Here is a 26497-nt window from a genome sequence, read left to right as displayed (position 1 = left end):
CACCCTACTAGCTCTGGGTGACGGAGCGGCACCCTCCGGAGGCGCGCTGGGCACGCGCCGACGCGTAGAGACATACGGCGGCGGCGGTGGCGAGGTTCAGGCTCTCGGCCTTCCCGTGGATGGGGACGCGCACGACGGCGTCGGCCAGCGCGCGGGTCTCCTCGGGGAGCCCCCAGGCCTCGTTGCCGAACACCCAGGCGGTGGGCCCGCCCATGGTGCCCTTGTCCAGTTCCTCGTCCAGGTCGCGGTCGCCCGCTCCGTCGGCGGCGAGGATGCGCACTCCGGCGGCCCTCAGCCCCTGGACGGCCCGCTCGACGGGCACGCCGACGGCGACGGGCAGGTGGAAGAGGGAGCCGACGGAGGCGCGTACGGCCTTGGGGTTGTACAGGTCGACGGAGGCGTCGGTGAGTACGACGGCCTCGGCGCCGGCGGCGTCGGCGCAGCGCAGCACGGTTCCGGCGTTGCCGGGGTCGCGCACGTGGGCGAGCACGGCGACCAGCCGGGGCCGGGCGGCGAGGACGTCCTCGAAGGGGGTGTCCAGGAAACGGCAGACGCCGACCAGGCCCTGCGGCGTGACGGTGGTGGAGATGTCGGCGACGACGTCCTCGGAGGCGAGGTGCACCCGGGCCCCGGCCTCGTGCGCCGCCCCGACGATGTCGGCGTACCGCTCCGCGGCCTCGACCGTGGCGAACAGCTCGACGAGCGTGGGCGTCCCGTCCCCCCGATGCCCGGCGGCCTCCCGGACGGCCTGCGGCCCCTCCGCGAGGAACAGCCGGTCCTTCCCCCGGAAGTTCCGCTTGCCGAGCCGCCGGGCAGCGGCGACACGACCGGACCGGGACGAGATCAACTCGGGGCTGGCGGGGGGCATGCTCTTCTTCACCTTCAGGAGAGTCTCGAATGCGCAGCGCTTCCTGGACTGCGGTACTGCAGCGCCCCCGAAGGGGCGCGGGGAACCGCGCGACCAGCCACGACGCACTCGCAGCCGACCGACGACCGAGGACCCCAACAGCAGGACCCGCAAGCCACAACAGCTTGCGGGTCCATTAGCCGGCCTGGAGCCGGCGCAGCGTCACGCAGCCTTGGGCGCGTTGACGTCGCTCGGCAGAGCCTTCTGGGCGACCTCGACCAGCGCGGCGAACGCGTTGGCGTCGTTGACGGCCAGCTCGGCCAGGATCTTGCGGTCGACCTCGACGTTCGCGGCCTTCAGACCCTGGATGAAGCGGTTGTAGGTCATCCCGTTGGCGCGGGCAGCGGCGTTGATGCGCTGGATCCACAGCTGACGGAAGTCGCCCTTGCGCTTCTTGCGGTCGTTGTAGTTGTAGACCAGCGAGTGGGTGACCTGCTCCTTGGCCTTGCGGTACAGGCGCGAACGCTGACCGCGGTAGCCGGAGGCCTGCTCGAGGATCGCCCGGCGCTTCTTGTGGGCGTTGACTGCCCGCTTGACGCGTGCCACTTCTTAACTCCTTGTAGCGGGGCCACGGGGGTACTCACGCGGCCCGGAAACGAATGGGTCCCGGTCCAGACGTACGGCGTCGCTCAGGCGACGCCGGACGTCACTTGCCGAGAAGCTTCTTGATCTTCGCGGCGTCGCCCGGGGCCATCTCGGCGTTGCCGGTGAGGCGACGCGTCACACGGGACGACTTGTGCTCGAGCAGGTGGCGCTTGCCGGCGCGCTCACGGAGCACCTTGCCGGAGCCGGTGATCTTGAAGCGCTTGCTGGCACCGCTGTGCGACTTGTTCTTCGGCATAGCGCCGTTCTCTCCTCGTCGGTGGCGCTCCGGTGCCCGGTCGGGAAAACCGGGCACGGTGGAGCGTCGCTCTTGTTTCGGTTACATCCTCGGGGACTCGCGTCCCCCGGGATCACGCCTCGGCAGGTTCCTCGGCAGGTTCCTCGGACGGCGCCTCGGCCTCGAAATCGGCCTCGGCGGCGTTCTGCGACCGGCCGGGGTTGGCCTTCGCGTCAGCCTTGCGGGCTTCCTGCGCCTGACGAGCCTCGGCCATCGCCTCGGTCTTCTTCTTGTGCGGACCGAGGACCATGATCATGTTGCGGCCGTCCTGCTTCGGGTTCGACTCCACGAAACCGAGGTCCTGGACGTCTTCCGCGAGACGCTGCAGCAGTCGGTAGCCCAGCTCGGGGCGGGACTGCTCGCGGCCACGGAACATGATCGTGATCTTGACCTTGTCGCCCTGCTTGAGGAACCGGACGACGTGACCCTTCTTGGTGTCATAGTCGTGCGGGTCGATCTTCGGCCGGAGCTTCATCTCCTTGATGACCGTGTGCGCCTGGTTCTTGCGCGCCTCACGGGCCTTCATGGCCGACTCGTACTTGAACTTCCCGTAGTCCATGAGCTTGCACACGGGCGGACGGGCGTTCGCCGCGACCTCGACCAGGTCCAGGTCGTACTCCTGCGCAAGCTCCAGTGCCTTGGCCAGCGGGACGATGCCCACCTGCTCGCCACTGGGACCGACGAGGCGTACCTCGGGAACGCGAATCCGGTCGTTGATGCGGGGCTCGGCGCTGATGGATCCTCCTCGGTAGCACCACGCGACCGCCTGGCGGACAGCCGCGTTATGTCTGTTTTCGACAGACCTAACCGCGCCGAAGCACAAAAAATGCCCCGGCCGATCACAGGCGGGGCTCCCATAGCTACCGGAGCACCGCCGCGGGGACCGCGGGGCGCCATTCGGACGGCTCCATCGTCCGTACGGAACGATGGTGGCCGTCTGACCGGATGACCTGCCGTCCCGAGGGACAGTCAGGTGGGAGATCGGAGCCTCCACTTGTGGGCCGGGCACAGCGTGTCCGGCCGGTCGTCAACAAGGTTAGCAGGATCGCTTGACAAGGGCTAATTGAGAAGGCGGAACGAGGAACGCCTATCGTGTGGGGCATGAGTGACACCCCTCCTGAGTCCCCCGACTTCGACGCGATGACCCGGGACATCGCCGAGGTCCCCGCCGTCGAGGTGATCGTGACGGTCGCCGTCAACCTGATGAGCGCCGCCGCCGTGAAGCTCGGGCTGAGCGAGGAGGGCGAGAAGTACAAGGACCTGGACGAGGCCCGCAAGCTGATCAGCGCGCTCGCCGGTCTGCTGGACGCGAGCGCCACCGAGGTCAGCTCCTTCCACGCGGCCCCGCTGCGGGACGGCCTGAAGTCGCTGCAGCTCGCGTTCCGCGAGGCCTCGATCGTGCCGGACGAGCCGGGCCAGGGTCCGGGCGAGAAGTACACCGGCCCGATCTACGGCTGACCCGCCCCCCGTACGCGACCCGCGTACTCACTCCCGTACGAACAAGGGCTCGCCCGGAGGTGTGGTCCCGGCCGGCAGCAGTGCCAGGTCGAGGCCGCGCACCAGGCGGGCCCTCAGTGTCTCGTCGGCGGCCAGCCGCCCGGCGACCGCGCGGGCGGCATCGGCGGGCGCGGCGGCCGGGTCGAGGACGAGGACGAGGGTGCCGTCGGCCTGCCCGGGACCGAGATGGGCGCGCAGGACGGCCGGCTCGGCGGCGACGGCGCCGCGCACGGCCTCGCGGACGGCCGGGTCGGTGAGCGGGTCGGTGCTGGTGCGGCCCTCGGCCAGGGCGAGCAGCGCGGGGCCGGTCAGCTCGAAGGGCACCGGTCCGGCGAGGTCGAGCACGACCGTGTCCGCCTTCTCGTGCGCGGCGGCCTCGAGCGCCTGGTGCAGGGGAACGGCGACGGGCCGGGCCGACGGGTCCCAGCGGGCCAGGGACTCGGTGGAGGTGAAGGCGGGCAGGGCGGTGCGGTCGCCCGCCTTCAGGGTCGGTACCGCCATGTCGCTGGTCTTCTCGCGGCGCAGCCCGCCCTCCCGTCGCCCACCACCGCCCTTCCAAGGAGCTTCGCGCCCCTCTTGACTGGCCTCCTCCACTTCACCGAGCACGGCCACGACCGGAACCAGCAGCCGGGCGCCCTTCAGCGCCGCGAGGACCGGGCCCACGGCCGTGCGGTCCACCGCCCAGGCGGTGAGCGCGGCGCTCAGTTGGGGGTCGGCGGAGCCGTCGTCGTCGGAGTAGCCGGAGTCGGGAATGTTCTTCTTCGCCACGATCCCGACCCTATAGGGAGGCCGGCGCCGTGCCCGTCCCGGTCCGGAGCCCGGAGTCACAGGAGACTTCGGCTCTCGCTGACGTGATTCTCAGGTTCGTCCAACGGAGCGCACAGCGACCGCCCCGAGCATCGCGGGCATGGAGTCCTCCGGATCCGGCCGTCGTGGCCGCCGCGCCCGCCGCTCGCGCCGCCCGCTGCTGCTCGCCGCCCTGGCCGTCGTGGCGATGGGCGGGGTCACGGCGGGCGGCACGGTCTATGTGACGGCGCGCACGCACTCCGGTGCCGGGCCCGTATCGTCGGCCTCGTCGCCGTCGCCCTCCTCCTCGGCCGCGGCGGGTGAGGAGGCGTCGGTGGAGAGCGCGGCACAGCCGGTGACGGTGGACCGGGAGGCACTGCTGTCGGAGTCCATGGCATCGGTGACCGTGCCGTCGGGGGCCCGGGTGTCGGCGGCGGTGCTGGAGACGGGCTCCGGGGAGAGCGCCACGTACGACACGGCCGCCTTCGACACGGCGAGCATCGTCAAGGTGGACATCCTGGCCGCGCTGCTGCTCCGGGCGCAGGACGCGGGCCGGGGCCTGACCGCGGCGGAGCGGGCCCACGCCACGAAGATGATCGAGAACAGCGACAACGCGTCCGCGACCGCGCTGTGGCACGCGATCGGCCGGGCCGGGGGGCTGGACGCGGCGAACGAGCGGTTCGGGCTCACCCACACCTCGGGGGGCGACGGCGAGCTGTGGGGGCTGACCCGGACCACCGCGGCCGATCAGCTCCTGCTGCTGCGGCAGGTGTTCGGGGCGGACTCGGAGCTGAGCGCCGCCTCGCGCGGGTACGTGCGGAAGCTGATGGGGGCCGTGGAGGCCGATCAGCAGTGGGGGGTGTCGGCCGCCGGTTCGTCGTGGGCGCTGAAGAACGGGTGGCTGGCGCGCAGTACGACCGGGCTGTGGGACGTGAACAGCGTCGGGCGGGTGACGGTGGACGGCACCGAGTACCTGGTGGCGGTGCTGTCGCGGGGGACCACCACGCAGGCCGAGGGGATCTCGCTGGTGGAGGCGGCCGCCAAGGCGGCGGTGTCGGCCTTCACGCGGGCCGACTCCGCCGCCTCCCCGGGGACCGCTTCCCCGGGGACGGGCTCCGCTTCCCTGGGAACCGACTCCGCCGCCTCGGGGACGGGCTTCGCCGCCGGGTCGTGAGGCCGGTCAGCCGTAGGCCAGGCTCAGCGCCAGGTAGCAGGCGAAGGTGGACAGGACGTAGTAGGCGGCGGAGGCGGCCGGCCAGCGCGGGGCGTGGGCCCTGAAGAACCGCCAGCCGGCCCGGGCGGGCAGCAGCAGCGGCAGCAGGGCCAGCGGCACCAGCAGCGCCTCCGGGCGGGCCTGCGTGACCAGCAGCAGCACCGCCAGCACGGGGGCGGCGAGCGCCACGGCGACGGTGCCGCCGAGGCCGAGGGTGCTGACGTAGCTGCGCTCACCGGGCCTGAGCCTGCGGGTGATCTTCTTGGCGAACTCCAGGTGGACGGTGACCAGCACGGTGATCGCGATGGCGAGCACTCCCCCGCGTCCGGCGTCCTGCCCGGTGTCGCTCAGGTAGCGGGTGTACAGGTAGACGTGCAGCAGCAGTTGGGCGGGGAAGCTGATCAGGAGGCTGAGCAGCAGCCGGTCGCCCGGGGGCCAGGCCAGGGCCCGGTCGGCGGCCAGCACCAGGGCGCAGTAGCCGAGTTGCCCGGCGAGTACCGCGAGGGCGGCGGGGCGGCCCGCGTTCAGGGCGAGGACCAGGACCGCGCCCGCCGCGCACAGCACGAGCAGGTCGCGCTCGCGCACGGCGCCGGAGGCCAGCGGCCGCCGGGGGTTGAACGCGCGGTCGTAGGCGAGGTCGCGGATGTCGTCCACGGCCCGCATCAGCAGCAGCGTGACGGTGAGCGTGAGCGCCGCGGTGAGGGTGCCGAGGCCGGGGCGCCACGCGGGGTGCGCGGGCTGGACGACCGCGAACAGCCCGGAGACGCCGTAGGCCCACAGGAACGCGAACGCCACGGACGGCAGCGGCGGGTAGCTGCCCGCCACGAAGCGGGCCCAGCGGCTCAGCACGGCCGTGCCTGACCGATCGGGCGGACGCGCACGGGGAGTTCCCACACGCCGCGCATGAACATCCGGTCCCGCCAGCGGAGTTCGGCCGGATCGACGGCGAGTTCCAGTCCGTCGAGCCGGTCGAGCACGGCGGTGAGGCCCTCCTGGAGCTCCACACGCGCGTGGGCCGCGCCGAGGCACAGGTGGCGGCCGTGGCCGAAGCCGATGTGCGGGTTGGGCGAGCGGTCGACGCGGAAGACGTCCGGGGCGGGGAAGACGTCCGGGTCGCGGTTGGCGGCGTCGGTCAGCGGGACGACCACCTGGCCCGCGGGCAGGACGCGGCCCGCCAGGCGCACCTCCTCGGTGGTGACGTGCGGCTGGCCGCCGGTGCCGGCGAACCAGACCCAGCGCACCAGTTCCTCCACGGCGGCCGGGACCGCCGAGGGGTCGCGGCGCAGCCGGCCGGCGAGGCCGGGCGTGGTGAGCACGTGCAGTACGCACATGGCGAGGTGGGAGGCGGTGGTCTCGCCGCCCGCCATCATCAGGCCGAAGCCGAAGACGGCGATCTCCTCGTCGCTGAGCCTGGTGTCCGGCGGCGCGGTCAGCAGCTGGGTGAGCAGGTCGTCGCCGGGCCGGCCGGCCTCGACGGCCGCGCGGCGCGCGGCGAGCTGCCCGAAGAAGTAGTCGTACATGGAGGAGTGGGCCCGGGCGCTCTCCTCGGGGGTGAAGCGCCCGGCGGACATCATGACGGTGACCTCGGGCAGCAGCCGGTCCAGGTCGGCCACGGGCACGCCGAGCATCTCGCAGATCACCCGGTACGGGAACGGAGTGGTGAACTCGGCGATCAGGTCGACGGGGCGGTCGGCGGCGCGCAGTCCGTCCAGGAGTTCGGCGGCGATCGCGGCGATGCGGGGCCGGTCCTCCTCGGCCCTGCGGTGGGTGAAGCGGGCCTGGACCCTGCTGCGGCGCCTGGTGTGGGTGGGCGCGTCGCTGGTGACCAGGGCCAGGGCGCTGGACTTCCGGGCGAACAGGGTGCCGCCGGCCCAGGCCTCGCGGCTGAAGCGGTCGTCGGACAGGACGGTCCTGACGTCCTCGTGGCGGGTCACGAGCAGCGCGTCCCGGCCGTTGCCCAGCCGCACCGGCACCAGCGGCTCCTCCCGGAGGCGGGCGAGCCGGCCGGGGTCGAGGCAGATGCCGGGCAGGTCGGGGAAGGGGTAGGCGGGCGGCTGCCGGTCCGGGCCGGCGCCGGTGACCGGGCACCGTACGGTGGGCGCCCCGGTCATCGCAGCCACCCCTCGGCGGGCTCGAGTTCCTGGCCCGGGGCGCCGTGCCAGTACTCGTGGAGGGAGGCGCAGCGGCCGTCGGCCGCGAAGCGGAGCACCAGGCAGCCGGCCGCGTTGCGGGGTGCGCCGGTCTGCGGGTCGTACAGGACGCACCACCATTCCACCGCGGCCCGCCCGCCGGAGACGACGGGCTCGCCGAACCACATGCGGGCGTCCCGCTGCCGGGACAGGGTGTTGCGCCAGTGCGCGGCGACGGCCTCGCGGCCGGTGTGCGGGGCGCCGTAGGGGCCCTGGTGGTAGACGGCGTCGTCGGTGAAGAGAGCGGCGACGGCGTCCGCGTCGCGGGCCCGCCAGCCGTCCTTCAGGGCGTCGATCCACCGGTCCACGGCGGTCGTGGCCTCGGGTGCCTGGGCGAGGGTCTGCGGCTGGGTCATGTCCATTCCTTGTACGGGGAGGGCGTCCCGGTGGCCCAGGACGGGGTGGCGGTGATCTCGACGACGGCGGCGAACAGGGAGACGCCGAAGCTGTTGTTGAGCATCAGCACCCGGTCGCCGGGGCCGACCTGGCGGGTTTCCACGAGGTGGTGCAGGGCGGCGAAGTGGTCGCTGGTGGTCATGTGACCGAGGGCGCGGCCGAATTCGAGTACGCCGCGGGCCGGGTCGATGCCCAGGGGTTCGAGGACCGAGCGGATGTACTCGGGGCCGCCGGACAGGACGTGGGTGACACGGGTGATGTCGCCGGGCCGCAGCCCGGCGTCCTCGATGGCGCGCAGTCCGGTCTCGGTGCGGGCCGCGTCCACGGCCTTGCGGGCCAGGGTGGCGGCGCCGGGGTCGCTGCGGGCGTAGTCGAGCATCCGGGCGACCAGGTCGATCCGGCCGGTGCGGGTGCGCCGGGGCGGGAAGAGGGGGCCGCGCGGCCGGTTCATCTCCTCCAGCTCGGGCAGCGAGCCGGAGACGAGGGACAGGACGCGGGCGAAGCCGCCCCGGGTGGACAGCACGACGGCGGTGGCCGCGTCGCCGAGGACGGACGGGCGTTTCATCCGGGCGCCGCTCTGGTAGCGCCAGCGGTCGACGCGTTCGGTGCCGAAGTTCTCGGCGGCGGTCACCAGCGCGGCCGTCCGGGACGGGTCGGCGCTCAGGTGGCCGTGGGCCAGTTCCAGGGCGCCGAGGGCCGCGTTGCAGCCCTGCCGGACCTCCATCGCCGGGACCCGGGTGCCGACCGCGTGCCGGAGCACGTACTGGTGCGGGGTCCACAGTTCGGGACCCTGTTCGTGCAGTGAGGCGTGCAGCACGAGCGCGATGTCGGCGGCCGGGTGCGCGGAGCGTTCCAGAGCGGTGCGGGCGGCCTCCACCGCCATCTCGGGCGGCGAGACGTCGCCCGCGACGGCGGCGCCGGTCCAGCCGCCGGCCCGCCACTCGTCCTCGGCGTACCTGCCCTCGGCGACCGCGCGGTCGGCCGGGTAGGGCCGCGGCAGGTAGCAGCCGAGGCCGTCGATGAACAGGTCGGCTACGCGCACGGTCCGTCCTCCCCCGCCGCGGTGCCGTCGCCGGGCAGCAGGCGTACGGTGCCGGCGGTGCCGTCGAGCTCGATCCAGGCGCCGTCCTCGATGACCGTCATGGCCTCGCGGACCGCGACGACCGTCGGGACGCCGAGCAGCCGGCCGCTGATGGCGGTGTGCGAGACGAGGCTGCCGCGCTCGACGACGATGCCCTTGGCGGCCATCATCAGCGCCAGCCAGCCGGGGTCGGTCTCCTTGGCGACCAGGATCCGTCCCACGCACGCCTCGGGCGGTACGTCGGTGTCCCGGACGACGAGGGCACGGCCGCGTACCGTGCCGCTGCTGGAGGCGATGCCGCGCAGCACGCCGTCCGCGTCGGGGCCGCCGGCCGCCGCGGTGTCGTGGCGGGAGGCCTGCGCGACCGACACGGGCAGGCCGCCGGGGACGGTGAAGTAGGCGGGCGGGTCGGCGGCGGCCGCGCTCTCGGCGAACCGGGCGGCGCGCCGGCGCACCAGCGCGCGCAGGTCGGTGTCGGGCAGGGTGCCGTCGAAGGCGCCGAGCACCTCCTCGGTCTGGAGGTGGACGACGTCCTCGGCCCGGTCCAGCAGTCCCGCCTCGACGAGCCGCCGGGCGAGCCCGCGCATGACCTCGCGGGAGACGCCGTAGAGCTGGCTGCGGCAGAACCTGGTGTCCTCGCGGGCCTTGACGCTGAACCGCAGCGAGGCCAGCACGGCGCCGAGCGCGGCCCGCTTGAGCGGGGCGGGGCAGGCCTCGCGCAGGGCGTGCCGGGCGGCGTCGCGGGCGGCGGCCTCGTCGGCCTCGTTGGCGGCGACGGTCAGCCCCTGGCCGACGTAGGGGCGCAGCGCGGTGACGATCTGCCAGGGTTCCTGGCGCGGGGTCAGGACCTCCAGTTTCAGGTCGTGCAGCGCGCGGTCGCCGTAGGTCCGCAGGTGCCGGGCGAAGGCGTCGGCGGTGCCGGTGCCGTATTTCCCCTCGGTGATCTCCCGCCAGACCTCGGGCGCGGGGCGTTCCAGGACGGCGGTGCGCAGGTCCGGGTCGGCGGCCGCGCGTTCGGCGAGGGCGAGCGCCGAACGGACCGAGGCGAGCGTGCGGTTGGGGCGGCCGCCGCCCATCAGCCGGGGCAGCAGCGCCGCGCCGTCCGGCACCCAGCGGTCGAGGAGGGCGTCGGCGCAGGTCAGGGAGACGAGGGCGAAGTAGCTGGCGACCATGGTGACGCCCCAGCGGTGTTCGGCCTCGGCCCACATGGTGCGGTAGCGGGCGATGAGCTCGTCGGCGGTGCAGTCCTCGAAGGAGGGCCAGCGCGCCATCAGGTCGTCCCACCACCGCAGGAACTCGCGCAGCCGGCGCGGCTGGGTGACGTAGGCGCGGGTGAGGCGGGGGGTGGCGCGCAGGACCTGCTTCCAGGCGCGGCGGCGGGCCGCGCGGTCCGGGGCCGTGTCCTCGGTGCGTTCGGTGAGGCCGAGGGAGCGCTGCCACATGGGGCGGATGAGGTCGAAGCCGGGGATCTGGCCGTGCAGCGCGAACCAGGCGTCGAGGCGGTAGTAGACCCGCCCGTCGAGGTGCCCGATCATCCGGCTTAGGTGGTGCTGGTTGCGGCGCAGGGAGTCCTCGGGCACGCCGAGCCGCCGGTAGAAGTCGGTGAAGCCGGTCCGGTAGAAGACGCGGGCCTGGGAGTAGGTCAGCGTGGAGGTGACGCCGGGGAAGGACTCGGTGAGGTTGTGGTTGGTCCACGGCACCGGCGGCGCGCTCTCCTCGGGCGGGGCCGCGGCGCGGACCACGGGCCGGGCCTGGACGAGGTGGATCCGGCCGTCGGCGGTAAGGGTGCCCTCGATGTCCTGGGGGCCGCCGAAGAGTTCCTCGGCGCGGGCGGCCAGCTCGCCGATGGCGCGGACCTCGTCGTCGGACAGCACGGGTGGTTCGCCGAGCGCCTCCGGGACGGGCAGCAGCACCGGGCCGGCGTCCGGCCGGGCCGGGTCCGGGCCCGCCATCACGGACTTGACGGCGAGTTCGGCGCGTACGGCGCCGGTGGCGCGGTCCATGAAGAAGTGGTCGATGTCGGCCTTCTCCTGCACGATGCCCTCGCCGATGCCGTGCGCCGCGGCCACCACCGCCTGGTCGGCGCCGCCGCGCGGATCGCTGGTGAACATCACGAAGGACCGCACGCCGGGCACCATCCGCTGGACGCCGACCGCGACCCGTACCGCGGTGGCGTCGACGCCGCGCCGCACGCGGTAGAGCACGGCCTCGGGGTTGTAGGCGGAGGCCCAGCAGTCCGCGACGCGGTCCAGGAGGGCTTCCCGGCGGACGTACAGATAGCTGTCGGAGAGTCCGGCGAACGGGTCGTCGGCGCCGTCCTCGCCACTGCCGTCCGGCTGGGCGGCGACGCAGCCGCGCACGGCCACCAGCCCTTCGGGACCGGTGAGTTCGTCGAAGCCGGCGAGCACCTGCCGGGCGAGGCCGGGCGGCAGCGGGGTGGCGCGGACCTCGTCGCGGGCCGCGCGGGCCCAGGCGGTCAGCTCCTCGGTGCTCGCCCCGGCGCCGGGGAACCCGGTGGGAACCGGCACGCAGGCGGTGTACGCCTCGGCGGTCAGCGCGAAGAAGGCGGGGACGGGCAGCCCGGCGCGGCGCATCTCGTGCTGCCGGGAGAACTTGTGGCCCACCAGGGCCGGATCGGCCGGCGCGGTGCCGGGATCGCCGCCGGTGCCGGCCAGCAGCGGGCCGTGTCCGGTGGCCGGGCCGGAGTGGGCGAGCGGGGTCGTGGAGGCCATCGTCTACCACACCCCCGGCAGCAGCCGCGCCCGGCTGCCCGCGTATCCCGGGTATCCGGGGACGGCCCACAGCACGCGCTCCTCGACCCGGATCCGCCACACGATCACGGCGGCCAGGGCGAGCAGGAACAGCACGCTGAGCGGGTTGCAGAAGAACGCCACGAACGCGGCGTTGGCCAGCAGCATCCCGGTGTACGCGGGGTGCCGCACCTGCCGGTAGGGGCCGTGGGTGACGATGGAGTGGTCGGAGTAGCGGACCACGTGGTGGGAGTAGAACCGGCCGAGGGTGCGGATGGCGGTCAGGCGCAGCGCGACGGACGCGGTGAACACCACGACCGGCACGGTCAGCCACGCCGACCAGGCGTGCCAGGGCAGCGGCCACAGCACCGCGGAGACGCCGGTACCGGCCCGGGCCAGGGCGTACGGCAGCAGGGTGCTGTTCTCGGCGGCGGACTGCTTGGGGTGGCGCACGGTGATGCCGGTCTCGGCGAGGATCCACAGCACGTAGAGGCCCGCGAACAGGGCGGCCACCGCGTGCGGTCCCGCGGTGTCCGAGGTGAGCTGCAGCACGATGGCGAGGGCGAACAGGGCGCAGGTCAGCGGCAGCAGGGCGCGCAGGACGAGGACGACGAGGCGCTGGTTCATGCCGCCGCCCCGGCACCGGCGCGGAAGGCCCGGTAGGCCTCGGGGGTCAGGCCCTTGCTGACGTAGACGAGGCTGCCGATCCGGGTGCCCGGTCCATCGCCAGCTATCAGCTCGAAGGTGAGCCGGGCCTTGTCGTCGGACATGCGGGTCTGCCGCCAGCGCAGCGCCAGCGGGAGCGTGGCGGGCAGGTCGGCGGGCAGGTCGGCGGTGAGCCGCAGCCACAGCATCCGCACCTCGTCCGGCCAGCCGCCGACCCGGTGCGAGAGCCAGGTGGCGAACTGGCGGCCGGCCTCGACGACCGACTTCACCGAGCGCCGGCCCGGGCGCCAGCCGGCCAGGGTGTGCCCGGCCTCCGGTAACAGGACCGGAGCGGTGAACACGCCGTCGTCGGCGAGGGGTTCGCCGAGCATGACGTTCTCCGGGCGGGTGCGGTGCACCAGGAAGGCGCGGGCGGGCTCGGCGGCCGGGGCGGGCGGTAGGGCCGCCGCGCCGAGCCGGTCGCCCTCCGGATCGGTGGCGAGGGTGAACCAGCTGTCCGAGACGACGGTCGGGCCCTGGGTGACGCGCAGGGTGTGGCGGCCGTTCTCGGGCGGTGCCGCGTAGAGCACCAGGCGCGGGGTCAGCTCGGGCATCACCCGGAAGTTGACGACCCATTTCACGCGGGAGCCCGCCGGGACGTCGACGCGGTCGCTGACGGCGTCCGCCATGGCGCACACCAGGAGCATGCCGGGGACGTGGTCCAGCGGGTGGTCGTAGAAGAACGGGTCGCTCTGGTCGACGGTGAGGTCGGTGAGCCAGGAGTCGGCGTCGTAGCCCCGGGCCGCGGGGCGCGGTGCCCCGGCCGGGCCGTGGCCGGTCTGCTGAACGCGTGTCTGGGCTCGGGTCGTTGGCGTGGTCATCCGTCTTCCTCGATTCCTGACTGTGCTGTCGCTCGGCTCGGGCCGGCCCGCGGCGTCGGTTCCCGCGCTCGCGGTGGCGGCACGCCGCCCGGCCCCCGGTCCACCACGTGGGGCGCGTTCGCGGCGCCGGGCCCGGTGGCCGGCCGCATCGGTGCGGGCCGTCGTCGGCCCGGTGTTCGCGGCAGTCTTGACGAGCCACCTGACATGCCGCTGACCCCTGCCGGTGGCAGCGGCGTCCGGCATGACAGCGTTGTCCGCGTGTCAGCGGCGGGTCAGCGGCCCGGACCACGATCGGTCATCCGTTCACTTTTCGAGGGACCGGACGCGGTCGCCGGCCGTGTCGCGGCCGGCCGTGTCCGGTCCCGGTGGTCCGGCTGGGGAGGTCTCCGCATGATTCTGGTGACGGGCGCGACCGGTGTGGTGGGCGGCGAGGTGGCGCGGACGCTGGCGTCGGGCGGCCCGGTGCGCGTGTTCTGCCGAGACCCGGCCCGGCTGCCGGTGCTCGGCCCGGGCGGTGAGGTGGCCGTCGGCTCGTACCAGGACCACGGCTCCCTGCTGCGCGCGCTCGCGGGGGTGGACCGGGCGTTCCTGGTCACCCGCGATCCCGGCGGCGACAGCGACGCGCGTTTCCTGCGGGCCGCTGAGGCGGCCGGGGTGCGGCACGTGGTGAAGCTGTCCGCGTACGCGGCCGGTGAGGACGACGCCGACGACCTGATCACGCGCTGGCAGCGGGACTGCGAGGACCTCCTGCGCTCCTGCGGCCTGGAGTGGACGCTGCTGCGCCCGCGCGCGTTCATGTCGAACACGCTGGCGTGGGCGGGCTCGATCCGCGCCGAGGGCGTGGTGCACGCCCTTCACCCCGAGGCGCCGAGCGCCTGCGTCGATCCCCGTGACATCGCCGAGGTCGCGGTGGCCGCGCTGACCTCACCCGGTCACGAGGGCCGGATCCACGCGCTCACCGGCCCGGAGGCGATCTCCGCCGTGGGGCAGACCCGGGAGCTGTCCAGGGTGCTCGGCCGCCCGTTGGTGTGCCGCGGACTGACGGCGGAGCAGGCCGCGGCCCGCTGGTCGCGCCGTCATCCGCCGCATGTGGTCGAGGCCCTGCTGCGCGGCGCCGAACGGCAGTCGAGGGGCCGCAAGACCGCGGTGGACCCGTCCTTCACCCGCCTCACCGGCCGTGCGGCCCGGTCGTACGCGCGGTGGGCGGCGGATCACCGGGAGGCGTTCGGACCGGTGCCCGCGGCCGCGGTGCTCTCCGGGCCCGCGCGGGTCTAGGGCCTGTCCTCGACAGGCCCTAGAACTCCTCGTTCCGCTGCCGTCCCTGGTTCCGGCTCCGCCACAGGACCACACCGGCCACCAGTAGCACCGCGCCGGTGCCGCCCGCGAGCGGGCCCGCCCAGCCGGCCGTGGTGCCGGTGGCCCTGGGGGTGTCCGGGCCGGGGCCGAAGTACTTCTCCCCGTACGACGCCGGGCGCAGGCTCCGGGGTTCGAGGCGGGCAGCGGCCTTCAGGGCCGCCGCGGGGTCGATCATGCCGAAGCCGCGGGAGTCGTCCCGGCCGCCCAGCGGGGCGTTGCGGGCGGTGTCCTCCAGGAGCTTCTTGACCTGGGCCGGGGTGAGCCCCGGATGGGCCGCCTTGACCAGTGCCGCCGCGCCCGAGACGTAAGCGGCGGCGGCCGAGGTGCCCCAGCCCTCGTAGTACTTGTGGTCGGGGTCGGCGATCACGACGTTCACGCCGGGTGCGCTGACCGCGGCGTACCAGCGGCGGGTGGAGAAGGAGGCGCGGGTGCCGTAGCGGTCGACGGCGGTGGCGGCGATGACGCCCGGGTAGGCGGCCGGGTAGGAGACGTGGTCGCCCTTGGCGCCGCCGTTGCCCGCGGAGGCCACGACCACCACGCCCTTCTTCAGGGCGTACTGCACGGCCTCGTCCTCGCTCGGCTCCGGATGGGCGGAGTCGGAGTCGTCGCCGAGGGAGAGGTTGATGACGTCGGCGCCGTGGTCGGCGGCCCAGCGGATGCCGTCGGCGAGGGCGTTGCCCCGGTTGGTGCGGGCCTTGCCGCGGGCGGAGTCGCCGTCCTCGAGGATGACCCGCACGGGCAGGATCTTCGCCTCGGGGGCGACGCCCATGACGCCGGCGGTGCGTCCGGTGCCGTGGCCGTGTCCGGCGATGATGCCGGCCATGGCGGTGCCGTGCCGGGCCCAGTCGCGGTCGCCGGGGCCGGCACCGAAACCGATCATGTCCTTGGCGTCCAGGACGTTGCCGGCGAGGTCGGGGTGGTCGGCCTCCACCCCGGTGTCCAGCACGGCGACGGTGACGCCCCGGCCCCTGGTGGTCTGCCAGGCCTCGTCCAGGCGCAGGGCGGACAGGCTCCACTGCTGAGCGCGGATGCCGTCGGCGTGGGCGGCGGCGGACGGCAGCAGGACGAGGGAGCCGGCGAGCAGCAGGCTCACCGCGGACCCGGTCCCGCGCGGGCGGCGGCCGCGGCGCGCCGTTCGCCTCATGAGGGGCTCTCCGTGGCCGGTCCGGCGGTCTGGCGCAGCCGGCGTTCGACGCGGTCGGCCAGGCCCTGCGCCTCCTGGCCGAGGCCGGCCTGGGCGGGTGCCGAGCCGGCGCCGGACCGTACGGCGTCCGCGGCGGCCTGCGGCGAGTCGACCGTACGGCCGTCGGCCCAGCCGGATACCGCGTAGGCGACGACGGGGGCGTCGGTGAGGACGGAGACGGTCCAGGTGGCGCGCTGCCCGTCGCCGAAGCGGGCCGCGGCGGTGCCCTTGGCGGCGTACGGCCGGGGCATCAGGTCGGCGCGCCGGTCCAGGTGCTCGTCGCGGAAGCGGGCCGCGAGCGCGGACATGGCGGCGAGGTCGCCCTTGGTGAACAGCAGGCCCACGGTGGTGACATGGCTCTGGGTGGCGTCGGTGTAGGTGGCACGCAGGAGCCGCCGGCAGCCGACCGGGGCGAGGACCTTGCGCAGCAGCGGGTCGAAGGCGTCGGCGCAGCCGCTGTCCGGGGCGACGGCGATCCGCGTCCAGGTCCGGTCGGCGCCGCCGGGGCCGGCGCCGGTGCCCTGGACGGTGGGCGGGAACAGCCGGTCCACGGGCACGCTGTGCCACAGCGTCCCGGCCGCGCTGAACCCGGTGCCGGCCTTGCCGTCGGAACCGTCGCCGGTGAGCCAACTCCCGGTCACCGCACCGCCGATGAGGCCGAGACCGAGGACCAGGCAGGCGGCGGCAGCGGCCGTGCGGGGCCGCAGCCACGCCGGGGTGCGGGTGCGCGGCCGTTGACCGTACTCGGGCTCCCCGAACGACACGACGGGCCGGGCGGCCCCACCCGCGCTCCAGGACAGGACGGGGTCCGGCGACACCGGCGCGGGACTCACGGGGTACGCGGGGTCGCCCGGACTCCACGCGGGCCGCCCGTCACGCGCGCGGAATCCGGACGGCGACGCCGGGGACGACGGGGTCGCGGCGCCGGGTGCCGGGGCGGGCTGCCGCGCGGCGCCCGGGCGGGTGGGAGCGGTCGGCTGCGTAGGGGCCGGGTGGGCGGGAGCGGCGGACCGCGCGGGGACCGGGCGGTCGGAGCCGGACGCCGAGACCGAGCCTCCACGGACCGGGGCGGACCCGGATGCGGAGCCGGAGCGGCGCTGCTCGGGCGCGGACGGGACCGGCCGCAGCCGCGTCGTCGTCTCCGAGGCGGACTCGGCGGGAGCACCGGGCCGCGCCGCCGCCGAGGCGGCGGAACCGGAACGACGCTGCTCCGGCGCCGAGCGGATCGGCCGCAGCCGCGTCGTCGTCTCCGACGCGGACTCCGCCGGAGCGCCCGGCCGGCGGGGCGGCGCCCCCGCGCGTGCCGCGTTCGGCGGGGCGTCGGGGAAACGGGCGGAGGCCGGCGGCGGAGGCGGGCCCATCGGGTCGGTGTCACCGGGCACGGCGGCGGAAGGAAAAGCGGGGAAGCGGGGGCCGTCGGCCCCGCTCGCGGCACCTGACCTCTCGCCGCCCTGCCGCGTCTCCCCCAGCGCCCGGCCGGCCGGATTACGCGCGGCTCGCGGTGCGAAGACCGAGGGCTCCTCGTCGTCGGCGTCGTCGCCCGACGAGGAGACGGGCACGGCAGCGGTGGCAACCGCCTCGGGACGACGCGCGCCCGGCTGGGCGGCGGATACGGCTGTGGCGCGGCTCGTCCCCTGGCCGCCGTGGCCGCCCGGCTCCGCGTTGTCGCCCGGCGGGGTGGACGCCGGACCGGTCGTGCGGGGCTGCGGTGCCGTCGGGCCGCTGTCCGCGGGGCCGGCCGTCGGGGTACCCGCTCGGGTGCCCGGGGGCGCCGCAGCGGTGTCCGGGGCGTGACCCTGAGGCTGGGTGGCGGGGCGGGGCGGGATCGGGGCGCGGCGCGCTTCCGTGCTCATGCACCCCCCGTTTCCTCGTGCCCGGGCCGTCTTCCGCAAGCGGGCCGCTGTGCTCCTCGGCCGTGCCCGGTGCGAAGCTCCGTCCGGGCACGCATACCCGTACGGCTGGACCGGCATCCCGGTTCAGGTGATGCGGCCGGGAGCGTTCCGCCGTCGTGCGCGTCACTCTACGGGTTGTCCGGGAGAGAACGAGAACCAGTCCGCGAGCCGGTGGCATCTGCCCGTATCGTCCCCCTACCCTGCGGTAATCCTGTCTGGCACGCTTCCGTCATGACTGCGCGCGCCGCCGACCGGGCCCGTTACGACCGGGCCACCGCCCATCTCGACGCCCCTCTCGCGATCGTGGACCTGGAGGCGTTCGACGCGAACGCCGACGACCTCCTGCGCCGGGCCGGCGGCAAGCCGGTCCGGGTCGCCAGCAAGTCCGTGCGCTGCCGGGCCCTGCTGGAGCGGATCCTGGCCAGGGACGGTTTTCAGGGCATCATGTCGTTCACCCTCGCCGAGTCCCTGTGGCTGGCCCGCTCCGGGTTCGACGACGTCCTCCTCGCCTATCCGTCCGCCGACCGGACGGGTTTCGCGGAGCTGGCCGCCGATCCCAAGCTCGCCGGCGCGGTCACCGTGATGGTGGACGACGTGGCCCAGCTCGACCTGATCGACGCGGCCCGTGACGGCGGCCGTGAAGTGGTGCGCGTCTGCCTGGAGTTGGACACCTCGCTGCGGCTGCTGGGCGGCCGGATGCGGGTCGGGGCCCGGCGCTCGCCGCTGCACTCCCCCGCCCAACTCGCCGAGCTGGCACGGACGGTGGCACGGCGGCCGGGCTTCCGGCTGGTGGGGATCATGGCGTACGAGGGCCATGTCGCCGGGGTCGGGGACGCGGTGGCCGGGCGGCCGCTGCGCTCGCGGGCGATCCGGCTGATGCAGGCCGCCGCGCGGCGGGAGCTGGCCGAGCGGCGCGGGGCGGTGGTGCGGGCGGTACGCGCCGTGGCGCCCGCCCTGGAGTTCGTCAACGGCGGCGGGACGGGCAGTGTGCAGCACACCGCCGCCGAGGACGCGGTCACCGAGATCGCCGCCGGTTCGGGGCTCTACGTGCCCCGGCTCTTCGACAACTACACGTCCTTCACCGGGCGTCCGGCCGCGCTGTTCGCACAGCCCGTCGTGCGCCGGCCCGGCGTGGGTGTCGTCACCGTGCTGGGCGGCGGCTATCCGGCCTCCGGCGCCGCCGGCCCCGACCGACTGCCGGTGCCGTACCTGCCGGAGGGGCTGGAGTACGACCCGCAGGAGGGTCCGGGCGAGGTGCAGACCCCGCTGCTCGGCTCGCCCGCCGACGACCTGCTGATCGGCGACAAGGTGTGGTTCCGGCACGCCAAGGCGGGCGAGCTGTGCGAGCGGTTCGACGTCCTGCACCTGGTCGAGGGCGACACGGTCACGGCCGCCGTGCCCACCTATCGCGGTGAGGGCCACACCTTCCTGTGAGCCACGCCCGTGAACGACGCCCTGAGCCGCGCCCGTCGGACGCTCAGGGAATCCGGTCGGCCTGGTCCGGCACCACCGAGCCGTCGGCGCGCCGGAGCGGTCCGGGCGTGCCGTCGGGCGCGGTGTAGGCGGTGGTCGAGCACGGGTACGGCTCGGTCCGGCGCGGCAGCGGGTCGATGAACATGGGGTTCACCAGCCAGCGCCGGTCGGCGTCGTCGTAGGCCCGGCACATCAGTTCCGGCTTGTCGCGGTCGATCACGAGGTGGGCGCCGGTGGCGTCGCCGACGAAGGTGACGTCGGTGTCGGCGTCGCCGGCCGCGAGGGCGGGCCGCCGCTGCCAGGGCTGCCGCTGCCAGGCCGCGGCGCCCCGAACGCCGTAGACCTCCTGGTTGATCCAGCAGCGTTTGCCGTCGATGTAGGGGATCACCGCTCCCCGGGTCGCCGGGACGCCGCCGCAGCCCTCGTTCCGGGTGGTGATCCGGCCCCGGCGGTCCAGGACCGGGCGGATGGCGATCGTGTGCGCCGCGTCCACGCCGACGCCCCTCGACCACACCTCGGTGATGGGCTCGGCGCCCGCCGAGACGACGTAGACCCGGAATCCGGCCCGGTGCAGGGTGCGGATGAGGTCGCGCTGCTGGGCGTAGTGCCGGACGTAGGCGGGGACGGTGCGGGTGCCGAGGGTGCGGGTCGCGCCGATCGGCGCGGCCAGGGCCTCGCGGCGGGCGGCGCGGGCGTAGGAGGCGAGTTCGGCGGGGGTGCGGCCGGCGAAGAGCTGCGGGATCCAGGCGTACTGCGGGACCGTGCGGCGGCGGTTCCAGTGGCCCGCGAAGGCGCGGGCGCCGCTCGTGGTGGTGGCGTTCTCGCGGATCTGGAGGATCTCGTCCGTGCAGCGCGGCTCCGCCGAGGTCCTCAGGGGTGCGCCCGCCCCGGTGCCGCAGGCGGCCGTCAGGGCCAGGTCGGCGGCCTCGGTCAGCCAGGCGCTGGTGTCCTTCCAGCGGGCGGGACGCGGCAGGCGGTCGTGGCGCAGGGCCCAGGAGAGGGTGGCGTCGGTGACGTCGTTCTTGGTGACCGTGTTGTCCCAGTCGAACGCGGCGACCGCGCCGGTGTGCCCGGAGCAGGTGCCGCGGGCGTCGATGACGCGTTGCAGACGGGCCCGGTTGTCGCCGTGCCAGGAGGTGGTCAGCCGGGGGCAGCCGGGCCGCGCCGCCGGCGCGGTGGGCGCGGCCGCCAGGGCGGCGGCCGCTGCCAGGGTCCACGCGAGAAGTAGTCGCATATGCGCGGACCGTACACCTTTGCCCCTTATAGGGGAGTGACGTACGCGCCCGAGATCCCGCCGTCCACCAGGAAGTCGGTGGCGTTGACGAAGGAGGAGTCGTCGCTGGCCAGGAAGGCGACGGCGGCGGCGATCTCCTCGGCCCGGGCGAACCGTCCGACCGGGATGTGCACCAGGCGGCGCGCCGCGCGCTCCGGGTCCTTGGCGAACAGCTCCCGCAGCAGCGGGGTGTCGACCGGGCCCGGGCACAGGGCGTTGACCCTGATCCCCTCCCGGGCGAACTGCACGCCCAGCTCACGGGACATCGCGAGCACGCCGCCCTTGGAGGCGGTGTACGAGATCTGCGAGGTGGCCGCTCCCATCCGGGCCACGAAGGAGGCCGTGTTGATGATGGAGCCCCGGCCCTGGCGCCGCATGTACGGGATGGCGGCCTTGCAGCACAGGTAGACGGAGGTGAGGTTGACCTCCTGGACGCGCTTCCAGGCCTCCAGGCCGGTGTCCAGGATGGAGTCGTCGTCGGGCGGGGAGATGCCGGCGTTGTTGAAGGCGACGTCGACGCTGCCGTAGGTGTCGTGGGCCGCCGCGAACAACGCCTCGACCTGCCCGGGGTCGGTGACGTCGACCTTCACGAAGAGCCCGCCGGTCTCGTCGGCGGCGGCCTTGCCGCGCGCCTCGTCTACGTCGCCGCAGACGACGTGGGCACCTTCGGAGGCGAGCCGGCGGGCGCTGGCGAGGCCGATGCCGCTGCCGGCTCCGGTGACGACGGCGGTACGGCCGACCAGGCGGCGGCAGACGTGTTCTGCGTTCACTGTGCGGGGCCCTCCGTGCTGATGAAGACGTTCTTGGTCTCGGTGAAGGCGGTCAGGGCGTCGGGGCCGAGTTCGCGGCCGAGTCCGGACTGCTTGAAGCCGCCGAACGGGGTCCAGTAGCGGACGCTGGAGTGGGAGTTGACGGACAGGTTGCCCGCGCGGACGGCCCGTGAGACGCGCAGGGCGCGGCCGATGTCCCGGGTCCAGAGGGAGCCGGACAGGCCGTAGGGGGTGTCGTTGGCGAGGCGGACCGCGTCCTCCTCGTCGGTGAAGGGCAGCAGGACGGCGACCGGCCCGAAGATCTCCTCGCGGGCCGCCGGGGAATCGGGCCGTTCGCCGGTGAGCACGGTCGGCGGGAACCAGAAGCCGGGGCCGTCGGGGGCGACGCCGCGCAGCGCGGGGGCGTCCTCGGGGACGTACGACCGTACGCGGTCGAGTTGCCGGCGGGAGATCAGCGGGCCCATCCGGGTCTTCTCGTCGGCCGGGTCGCCCACGACCACGGAGGCCAGCGCGCCGGCCAGGAGGTCACGGGCCTCCTCGTACACCGATTCCTGGACCAGGACGCGGGTGCGGGCGCAGCAGTCCTGGCCGGCGTTGTCCAGGAAGGAGAAGGGGTCGAGGGCGGCCTCGAGGTCGGCGTCGGCGAAGACGACGTTCGGGCTTTTGCCGCCGAGTTCCAGGGTGACCGGCTTGACCAGCCGGGCGCAGCGCTCCATGACCTCACGGCCGGTGTCGGTGGAGCCGGTGAACACGATCTTGGCGACGTCCGGGTGGTCGACCAGTGCGCGTCCGGCGGTGTGGCCGTGACCGGGCAGCACCTGGAAGAGGTACTCGGGAAGGCCCGCCTCCAGGGCGAGTTCGGCGAGGCGGAGGGCGGTGAGCGGGGTGGTCTCGGCGGGCTTGAGGACGACGGCGTTGCCCGCGGCGAGCGCCGGGAAGGAGCCCCAGGCGGCGATGGGCATGGGGAAGTTCCAGGGGGCGATCACCCCGATGACGCCGAGGGGTTCGTGGAAGGTGACGTTCCAGCCGCCGGGCGCCGGGATCTGGCTGCCGAGGAGGCGCTCGGTGCCGCCGGCCGCGTACAGCAGCAGGTCGCGGGCGTTGCCGGCCTCCCAGCGGGCATTTCCGATGGTGTGCCCGGCCTCGCGGACCTCCAGCCGGGCCAGTTCCTCGATGTGGCCGTCCACGGTGTCGGCGAAGCGGCGCAGCAGCCGGGCCCGGTCGGCGGGCGGGAGCGCGGCCCACTTCGGCTGGACGCGCGCGGCCCGTTCGACGGCGGCGTCCACGTCCGGCGCGCCGGCGGCGGGGACGGTGGCGACGACCTCTTCGGTGGCGGGGTTGAGGACCTTCAGCTCGTGCGGGTCGGACACGTGAGGACCTTTCACAGGCGTTCGAAGGAGCGGCGCAGTTCCCAGTCGGTGACCGCGGCGTCGAAGGCGGCCAGTTCGACGCGGGCCATGTTCAGGTAGTGAGCCACGACCTCGTCGCCGAAGGCGGCCTTGGCCACGGGGCTGTTCTCCCAGAGCTCGGCGGCCTCGCGCAGGGTGGTCGGCACGTGCTCGAAGTCCGCGGCGTAGGCGTTGCCGGGGCAGGGCTCGGGCAGTTCGAGACGCTGCTCGACGCCGTACAGGCCGGCCGCGACCAGTCCGGCGACGGCGAGGTAGGGGTTGACGTCGCCGCCGGGGAGGCGGTTCTCGAAGCGCAGGGAGCGGCCGTGGCCGACCACGCGCAGGGCGCAGGTGCGGTTGTCGTGACCCCAGGCGACGGCGGTCGGGGCGAAGGAGCCGGGCTGGAACCGCTTGTAGGAGTTGATGTTGGGGGCGTAGAGGAGGGAGAAGTCGCGCAGGGCGGCGAGTTGCCCGGCGAGGAAGTACCGCATCACGTCGGACATTCCGTCCGGGCCGGCCATGGCGTTGTTCCCGTCGGCGTCGGCGAGCGAGAGATGGATGTGGCAGGAGTTGCCCTCGCGCTCGTCGTACTTGGCCATGAAGGTGATCGAGACGCCTTCCTGGGCGGCGATCTCCTTGGCCCCGGTCTTGTACAGGGCGTGCTGGTCGCAGGTGACGAGGGCCTCGTCGTAGCGGAAGGCGATCTCGTGCTGGCCCGGGTTGCACTCGCCCTTGGCGGACTCCACGGTGAGGCCGGCGCCCGCCATGTCGTTGCGCAGGCGGCGCAGCAGGGGCTCGACGCGCCCGGTGCCGAGGATGGAGTAGTCGACGTTGTACTGGTTGGCCGGGGTGAGGCCCTGGTAGTTCGCGTCCCAGGCCTGTTCGTAGCTGTCCTTGAAGACGATGAACTCCAGCTCGGTGCCGACCTGGGCGGTGTGGCCGAGCTCGGCGAGCCGCTCGAGCTGGCGGCGCAGGACCTGGCGGGGCGCGGCGACGACCGGGGCGCCGTCGTTCCAGGCGAGGTCGGCGACGAGCAGGGCGGTGCCGGGGTGCCAGGGGACGCGGCGCAGGGTGGCGAGGTCCGGGTGCATGGCGAAGTCGCCGTAGCCGCGGTCCCAGGAGGACATCGCGTAGCCGTCGACCGTGTTCATCTCGGTGTCCACGGCGAGGAGGTAGTTGCAGCCCTCGGTGCCGTGGTGCAGGACCTCGTCGAGGAAGAAGCGGGCGGCGAACCGCTTGCCCTGCAGCCGCCCCTGCATGTCGGGGAAGGCCAGGACGACCGTGTCGATCTCACCGCCGGCGACGAGTGCGCGCAGCTCCTCGACGCTCAGTGGGGGTGTGCGGTCTGCCACGGGAGATCCTCCTTCGGCTGTTCGGCACTTTTTCGGCCGGACCGGGAGCCATAAGGTATTGCGCAGAACCATTGCCTGGGAAGGGGGCACGACCGGATGCCGCGGGAAACGGACGCACGGGGGGAACAGGCGCGGGCGGCGGACGACCTGCTCGCTCCGGTGCTGCGGCCGGTGCGGGCGGGCAACGGCTTCGAGGAGGCGCTGGAGCAGATCCTCCAGGTGGTACGGCTCGGCCTGGTGCCGGGCGGTGAGCGGCTGCCCGCCGAACGGGAGCTGGCGGAGCGGCTCGGCATCAGCCGGGTGACGCTGCGCGAGGTGCTGAAGGTGCTGCAGGACCAGGGACTCGTGGAGTCGCGGCGCGGACGGTACGGCGGGACGTTCGTGCTGCCGCGCGCGGACGCGGGCGGCGGGGACGAGCTGCGGCGGCGGATCGCCGAGGTGGACATCGAGGACGTGCTGCGCTTCCGCGAGGTGCTGGAGGTGGGCGCGGCGGGGCTGTGCGCGGCGCACGGACTGACCCCGGAGCAGGCCGGGCGGCTGCGCGAGGACCTGCACCGCACCCACGAGGCCCCGCTCGCCGACTACCGGCGGCGGGACACACTGCTGCACCTCACGCTGGCCGAGCTGTGCGGTTCCCCGTCGCTGGCCGCCCGGTACGCGGCGGTGCGGGCGAGCGTCAACGAACTGCTGGACTGCATCCCGCTGCTGGTGCGCAACCTGGAGCACTCGCAGCGGCAGCACACCGCGCTGGTCGAGGCGGTGCTGGACGGGGACGCGGACGGGGCGCGGGAGATGATGCGCGAGCACTGCGCGGGCACGGCGGCGCTGCTGCGGGGGTTTCTGGCATGACCGGGCTCTGCAAAGGTACGCGGGTGGACCTTTGCGCTTCGGGAAGGGCGGTGGGACGGTGCGGCCGCTGATCGGTGTGAGTACGTATCTGGAGCCGGGTGCGCGGTGGGGGGTGTGGGAACTGACGGCCGCGCTGCTGCCGGCCGCGTATCCGCGGCTGGTGCAGCGGGCCGGCGCTCTGGCCGCCATGCTGCCGCCGGACGAGCCCGCGCGGGCCGCCGGCCTGGTGGCCCGGCTGGACGGGCTGGTCGTCGCGGGCGGCCCGGACGTCGACCCGGCGTGCTACGGCGCCGAGCGGTCCCCCCGTACGGGGCCGCCCGCGCCGGAACGGGACGCCTGGGAACTGGCCCTGATCGAGGCGGCGTTGGCCGCCCGGGTGCCGCTGCTGGGGATCTGCCGGGGCATGCAGCTCCTGAACGTCGCCCGCGGCGGCACGCTCGTGCAGCACCTGGACGGGCACGCGGAGCTGGTCGGCGTCTTCGGGGGGCATCCGGTGAAGCCCGTGCCGGGGACCCTGTACGCCGGGATCGTCCCGGAGGAGGTGACCGTGCCGACGTACCACCATCAGGCGGTGGAGCGGCTCGGTGAGGGGTTGCTGCCCTCCGCGCACGCGGCGGACGGGACCGTGGAGGCGCTCGAGCTGCCGCCGCAGGAGGGGTGGGTGCTCGGGGTCCAGTGGCATCCGGAGATGGGGGACGACACCCGGGTCATGCGGGCGCTGGTACGGGCCGCCACGTCCTGAGCCCGCCCGGCCCGAGCCGAACGGAAGACCCTAGCCCCGCGTCAGCGACAGCAGTTCCCGTGCCGGTCCGGTGGGCCGGTGTCCCGTCGGCCATACCGCGCGCAGGTCGCGGCGCAGGGCGACGCCCTCGACCGGGATGCGCACCAGGCGCCGCATCGCCAGCTCCTCCCCCACCGCCAGTTCGCTCAGCACCGACGGGCCGGCGCCGCTCACCGCCGAGGCCTTCACCGCCGTGGTGGAGGAGAGCTCGATCAGCGGCCGGGCGAGGCCGCCGAGTGCCGTGTCCAGCACCTGACGGGTGCCGGAGCCGCGTTCGCGCAGGATCAGCGGGGTGGCCGCCAGTTCCGAGGGGGTGACCGGACGCCGGCGGCGGGCCCAGGGGTGGCCGGGTGCCGTGACGACGATCAGACGGTCCCGGGCGATCACCGCCGAGTCCAGGCCCGCGGGAATCGTCAGGCCCTCCACGAAGCCCAGGTCCGCCTCGCCGTCGAGGAGGAGTTCCGCGACCTTCGCCGAGTTGCCCGCGAGCAGGGACACCGCGGTGTCGGGCCGCTCGGCGTGCAGGGCGAGCAGCCAGCCCGGGAGCAGGTACTCGGCGATGGTCATGCTCGCCGCGACCCGCAGCCGGGAGTCCCGCCGGTCGCGCAGCGCCCGCGCGCCCGCGTCGAAGGCCGCCGCCGCCTCCACCACCCGCCGGGCCCAGTCCGTCACCAGGGCGCCCGCGTCCGTGAGCCGGGAACCGCGCGGTGAGCGGTCGACCAGGGCCACGCCGAGCTGCCGCTCCATGGAGCGCAGACGGCTGCTGGCGGCCGGCTGGGTGATGCCCACCTCCCGTGCCGCCGCGCCGAGGCTGCCCAGCCGCGCCACGGCCAGCAGCAGCTCCAGCGCGCCGAGGTCGGGCACCCGGTGCGCCAGCGAGCCGCCGGGCAGGCCGTCGTCCGTCGCGTTCCGCTCGCTCATAAGACCAGCTTATGCCCCCATACACCCGGACTCC

General features: G+C 74.4%; 25 protein-coding genes. 6 read left to right on the top strand and 19 right to left on the bottom strand.

Annotation, left to right across the window (positions count from 1 at the left end; all coding sequences use genetic code 11):
- Window positions 1–7: 7 nt before the first annotated feature.
- The 4 genes from ACFVVO_RS19805 to infC form a co-directional block, all read right to left on the bottom strand.
- Window positions 8–868, bottom strand: a complete 861-nt coding sequence (locus tag ACFVVO_RS19805; RefSeq protein WP_390056544.1) for a TrmH family RNA methyltransferase — start codon at window positions 866–868, stop codon at window positions 8–10.
- Window positions 869–1069: 201 nt separating this feature from the next.
- Window positions 1070–1453 carry a 50S ribosomal protein L20 gene (rplT, locus tag ACFVVO_RS19800; protein ID WP_030381833.1) on the bottom strand — a complete coding sequence of 128 codons (384 nt, stop codon included), beginning with the start codon at window positions 1451–1453 and terminating at the stop codon, window positions 1070–1072.
- Between the two features lie 100 nt (window positions 1454–1553).
- Window positions 1554–1748, bottom strand: coding sequence for a 50S ribosomal protein L35 (rpmI, locus tag ACFVVO_RS19795; protein WP_003977225.1), 195 nt, complete (start codon window positions 1746–1748; stop codon window positions 1554–1556).
- 112 nt (window positions 1749–1860) lie between these two features.
- Window positions 1861–2523 carry a translation initiation factor IF-3 gene (infC, locus tag ACFVVO_RS19790; RefSeq protein ID WP_390056883.1) on the bottom strand — a complete coding sequence of 221 codons (663 nt, stop codon included), beginning with the start codon at window positions 2521–2523 and terminating at the stop codon, window positions 1861–1863.
- Window positions 2524–2888: 365 nt separating this feature from the next.
- Between infC and ACFVVO_RS19785 the strand changes: the two genes are divergently transcribed.
- Entirely contained in the window at window positions 2889–3245 is a 357-nt protein-coding gene (locus ACFVVO_RS19785; RefSeq protein WP_390056542.1) for a DUF1844 domain-containing protein, read from the top strand.
- Window positions 3246–3272: 27 nt separating this feature from the next.
- Here the strand turns inward: ACFVVO_RS19785 and ACFVVO_RS19780 are convergent, their stop codons facing one another.
- Window positions 3273–4052 (bottom strand): SseB family protein, encoded by a 780-nt coding sequence (locus ACFVVO_RS19780; RefSeq protein WP_390056540.1) that lies wholly within the window; start codon window positions 4050–4052, stop codon window positions 3273–3275.
- A gap of 139 nt (window positions 4053–4191) precedes the next feature.
- On the opposite strand from ACFVVO_RS19780, the gene ACFVVO_RS19775 reads away from it, so the two are divergent.
- A complete protein-coding gene (locus ACFVVO_RS19775; protein ID WP_390056539.1) occupies window positions 4192–5244 on the top strand; it encodes a serine hydrolase in 1053 nt (350 codons plus the stop codon).
- 6 nt (window positions 5245–5250) lie between these two features.
- On the opposite strand, the gene ACFVVO_RS19770 is transcribed toward ACFVVO_RS19775, so the two are convergent.
- The 7 genes from ACFVVO_RS19770 to ACFVVO_RS19740 are packed head-to-tail and all read right to left on the bottom strand — an operon-like array spanning window position 5251 to window position 13225.
- A complete protein-coding gene (locus ACFVVO_RS19770) occupies window positions 5251–6132 on the bottom strand; it encodes a hypothetical protein (RefSeq protein WP_390056537.1) in 882 nt (293 codons plus the stop codon).
- On the bottom strand, window positions 6126–7394 hold the full coding sequence (locus ACFVVO_RS19765) for a cytochrome P450 (protein ID WP_390056535.1): 1269 nt from the start codon (window positions 7392–7394) through the stop codon (window positions 6126–6128). The genes ACFVVO_RS19770 and ACFVVO_RS19765 overlap by 7 nt, the downstream gene beginning before the upstream one ends.
- Window positions 7391–7828 carry a nuclear transport factor 2 family protein gene (locus ACFVVO_RS19760; RefSeq protein WP_390056533.1) on the bottom strand — a complete coding sequence of 146 codons (438 nt, stop codon included), beginning with the start codon at window positions 7826–7828 and terminating at the stop codon, window positions 7391–7393. The genes ACFVVO_RS19765 and ACFVVO_RS19760 overlap by 4 nt, the downstream gene beginning before the upstream one ends.
- A complete protein-coding gene (locus ACFVVO_RS19755) occupies window positions 7825–8910 on the bottom strand; it encodes a ketoacyl-ACP synthase III family protein (RefSeq protein WP_390056531.1) in 1086 nt (361 codons plus the stop codon). Before ACFVVO_RS19755 ends, ACFVVO_RS19760 begins: the two co-directional genes overlap by 4 nt.
- Complete coding sequence (locus ACFVVO_RS19750; RefSeq protein WP_390056529.1) at window positions 8901–11681, bottom strand: PEP/pyruvate-binding domain-containing protein; 2781 nt, start codon at window positions 11679–11681, stop codon at window positions 8901–8903. The genes ACFVVO_RS19755 and ACFVVO_RS19750 overlap by 10 nt, the downstream gene beginning before the upstream one ends.
- A gap of 3 nt (window positions 11682–11684) precedes the next feature.
- The gene (locus ACFVVO_RS19745) at window positions 11685–12326 is read right to left on the bottom strand and encodes a methyltransferase family protein (protein ID WP_390056528.1); all 642 of its coding nucleotides are present in this window, start codon (window positions 12324–12326) and stop codon (window positions 11685–11687) included.
- On the bottom strand, window positions 12323–13225 hold the full coding sequence (locus ACFVVO_RS19740) for an AfsA-related hotdog domain-containing protein (RefSeq protein ID WP_390056526.1): 903 nt from the start codon (window positions 13223–13225) through the stop codon (window positions 12323–12325). Before ACFVVO_RS19740 ends, ACFVVO_RS19745 begins: the two co-directional genes overlap by 4 nt.
- A 390-nt stretch (window positions 13226–13615) precedes the next feature.
- Between ACFVVO_RS19740 and ACFVVO_RS19735 the strand changes: the two genes are divergently transcribed.
- Window positions 13616–14500 carry an NAD(P)H-binding protein gene (locus ACFVVO_RS19735; protein WP_390056525.1) on the top strand — a complete coding sequence of 295 codons (885 nt, stop codon included), beginning with the start codon at window positions 13616–13618 and terminating at the stop codon, window positions 14498–14500.
- Between the two features lie 19 nt (window positions 14501–14519).
- Here ACFVVO_RS19735 and mycP read toward each other — a convergent pair whose 3' ends face one another.
- Window positions 14520–15725, bottom strand: a complete 1206-nt coding sequence (gene mycP / locus ACFVVO_RS19730; RefSeq protein WP_390056523.1) for a type VII secretion-associated serine protease mycosin — start codon at window positions 15723–15725, stop codon at window positions 14520–14522.
- Entirely contained in the window at window positions 15722–17617 is a 1896-nt protein-coding gene (locus ACFVVO_RS19725; protein WP_390056522.1) for a hypothetical protein, read from the bottom strand. Before ACFVVO_RS19725 ends, mycP begins: the two co-directional genes overlap by 4 nt.
- Before the next feature lie 270 nt (window positions 17618–17887).
- On the opposite strand from ACFVVO_RS19725, the gene ACFVVO_RS19720 reads away from it, so the two are divergent.
- On the top strand, window positions 17888–19090 hold the full coding sequence (locus tag ACFVVO_RS19720) for an amino acid deaminase/aldolase (protein ID WP_390056520.1): 1203 nt from the start codon (window positions 17888–17890) through the stop codon (window positions 19088–19090).
- A 43-nt stretch (window positions 19091–19133) separates the two neighbouring features.
- On the opposite strand, the gene ACFVVO_RS19715 is transcribed toward ACFVVO_RS19720, so the two are convergent.
- Genes ACFVVO_RS19715 through ACFVVO_RS19700 form a run of 4 tightly spaced genes read right to left on the bottom strand, consistent with a single transcriptional unit; the run spans window position 19134 to window position 23912 of the window.
- Window positions 19134–20363, bottom strand: coding sequence for a haloacid dehalogenase-like hydrolase (locus ACFVVO_RS19715; RefSeq protein ID WP_390056518.1), 1230 nt, complete (start codon window positions 20361–20363; stop codon window positions 19134–19136).
- A gap of 26 nt (window positions 20364–20389) precedes the next feature.
- Window positions 20390–21172: a 3-oxoacyl-ACP reductase gene (locus ACFVVO_RS19710; RefSeq protein WP_390056516.1), complete on the bottom strand. Its 783-nt coding sequence runs from the start codon at window positions 21170–21172 to the stop codon at window positions 20390–20392.
- On the bottom strand, window positions 21169–22542 hold the full coding sequence (locus ACFVVO_RS19705) for an aldehyde dehydrogenase family protein (protein WP_390056515.1): 1374 nt from the start codon (window positions 22540–22542) through the stop codon (window positions 21169–21171). The genes ACFVVO_RS19710 and ACFVVO_RS19705 overlap by 4 nt, the downstream gene beginning before the upstream one ends.
- 11 nt (window positions 22543–22553) lie before the next feature.
- Window positions 22554–23912: a glutamine synthetase family protein gene (locus tag ACFVVO_RS19700; protein ID WP_390056513.1), complete on the bottom strand. Its 1359-nt coding sequence runs from the start codon at window positions 23910–23912 to the stop codon at window positions 22554–22556.
- Between the two features lie 96 nt (window positions 23913–24008).
- Between ACFVVO_RS19700 and ACFVVO_RS19695 the strand changes: the two genes are divergently transcribed.
- Entirely contained in the window at window positions 24009–24761 is a 753-nt protein-coding gene (locus ACFVVO_RS19695) for a FadR/GntR family transcriptional regulator (RefSeq protein WP_390056512.1), read from the top strand.
- A 67-nt stretch (window positions 24762–24828) separates the two neighbouring features.
- The gene (locus ACFVVO_RS19690) at window positions 24829–25503 is read left to right on the top strand and encodes a gamma-glutamyl-gamma-aminobutyrate hydrolase family protein (RefSeq protein WP_390056881.1); all 675 of its coding nucleotides are present in this window, start codon (window positions 24829–24831) and stop codon (window positions 25501–25503) included.
- Window positions 25504–25533: 30 nt separating this feature from the next.
- Here the strand turns inward: ACFVVO_RS19690 and ACFVVO_RS19685 are convergent, their stop codons facing one another.
- Window positions 25534–26463, bottom strand: a complete 930-nt coding sequence (locus ACFVVO_RS19685; RefSeq protein ID WP_390056510.1) for a LysR family transcriptional regulator — start codon at window positions 26461–26463, stop codon at window positions 25534–25536.
- Window positions 26464–26497 lie beyond the last annotated feature (34 nt).

It is taken from the genome of Streptomyces sp. NPDC058145 (assembly GCF_042884245.1).
In the GTDB taxonomy this organism is placed as follows: Bacteria; Actinomycetota; Actinomycetes; order Streptomycetales; family Streptomycetaceae; genus Streptomyces.
Note: the sequence above shows the minus strand (reverse complement) of the source record. Positions and strands in the feature narration are given on the sequence as shown.

Coding starts and splice junctions, on each gene's coding strand:
- ACFVVO_RS19805 (WP_390056544.1), bottom strand. CDS start 868: ATGCCCCCCGCCAGCCCCGAGTTGATCTCGTCCCGGTCCGGTCGTGTC.
- rpmI (WP_003977225.1), bottom strand. CDS start 1,748: ATGCCGAAGAACAAGTCGCACAGCGGTGCCAGCAAGCGCTTCAAGATC.
- ACFVVO_RS19785 (WP_390056542.1), top strand. CDS start 2,889: ATGAGTGACACCCCTCCTGAGTCCCCCGACTTCGACGCGATGACCCGG.
- ACFVVO_RS19775 (WP_390056539.1), top strand. CDS start 4,192: ATGGAGTCCTCCGGATCCGGCCGTCGTGGCCGCCGCGCCCGCCGCTCG.
- ACFVVO_RS19765 (WP_390056535.1), bottom strand. CDS start 7,394: ATGACCGGGGCGCCCACCGTACGGTGCCCGGTCACCGGCGCCGGCCCG.
- ACFVVO_RS19760 (WP_390056533.1), bottom strand. CDS start 7,828: ATGACCCAGCCGCAGACCCTCGCCCAGGCACCCGAGGCCACGACCGCC.
- ACFVVO_RS19750 (WP_390056529.1), bottom strand. CDS start 11,681: ATGGCCTCCACGACCCCGCTCGCCCACTCCGGCCCGGCCACCGGACAC.
- ACFVVO_RS19745 (WP_390056528.1), bottom strand. CDS start 12,326: ATGAACCAGCGCCTCGTCGTCCTCGTCCTGCGCGCCCTGCTGCCGCTG.
- ACFVVO_RS19740 (WP_390056526.1), bottom strand. CDS start 13,225: ATGACCACGCCAACGACCCGAGCCCAGACACGCGTTCAGCAGACCGGC.
- ACFVVO_RS19735 (WP_390056525.1), top strand. CDS start 13,616: ATGATTCTGGTGACGGGCGCGACCGGTGTGGTGGGCGGCGAGGTGGCG.
- mycP (WP_390056523.1), bottom strand. CDS start 15,725: ATGAGGCGAACGGCGCGCCGCGGCCGCCGCCCGCGCGGGACCGGGTCC.
- ACFVVO_RS19725 (WP_390056522.1), bottom strand. CDS start 17,617: ATGAGCACGGAAGCGCGCCGCGCCCCGATCCCGCCCCGCCCCGCCACC.
- ACFVVO_RS19720 (WP_390056520.1), top strand. CDS start 17,888: ATGACTGCGCGCGCCGCCGACCGGGCCCGTTACGACCGGGCCACCGCC.
- ACFVVO_RS19715 (WP_390056518.1), bottom strand. CDS start 20,363: ATGCGACTACTTCTCGCGTGGACCCTGGCAGCGGCCGCCGCCCTGGCG.
- ACFVVO_RS19695 (WP_390056512.1), top strand. CDS start 24,009: ATGCCGCGGGAAACGGACGCACGGGGGGAACAGGCGCGGGCGGCGGAC.
- ACFVVO_RS19685 (WP_390056510.1), bottom strand. CDS start 26,463: ATGAGCGAGCGGAACGCGACGGACGACGGCCTGCCCGGCGGCTCGCTG.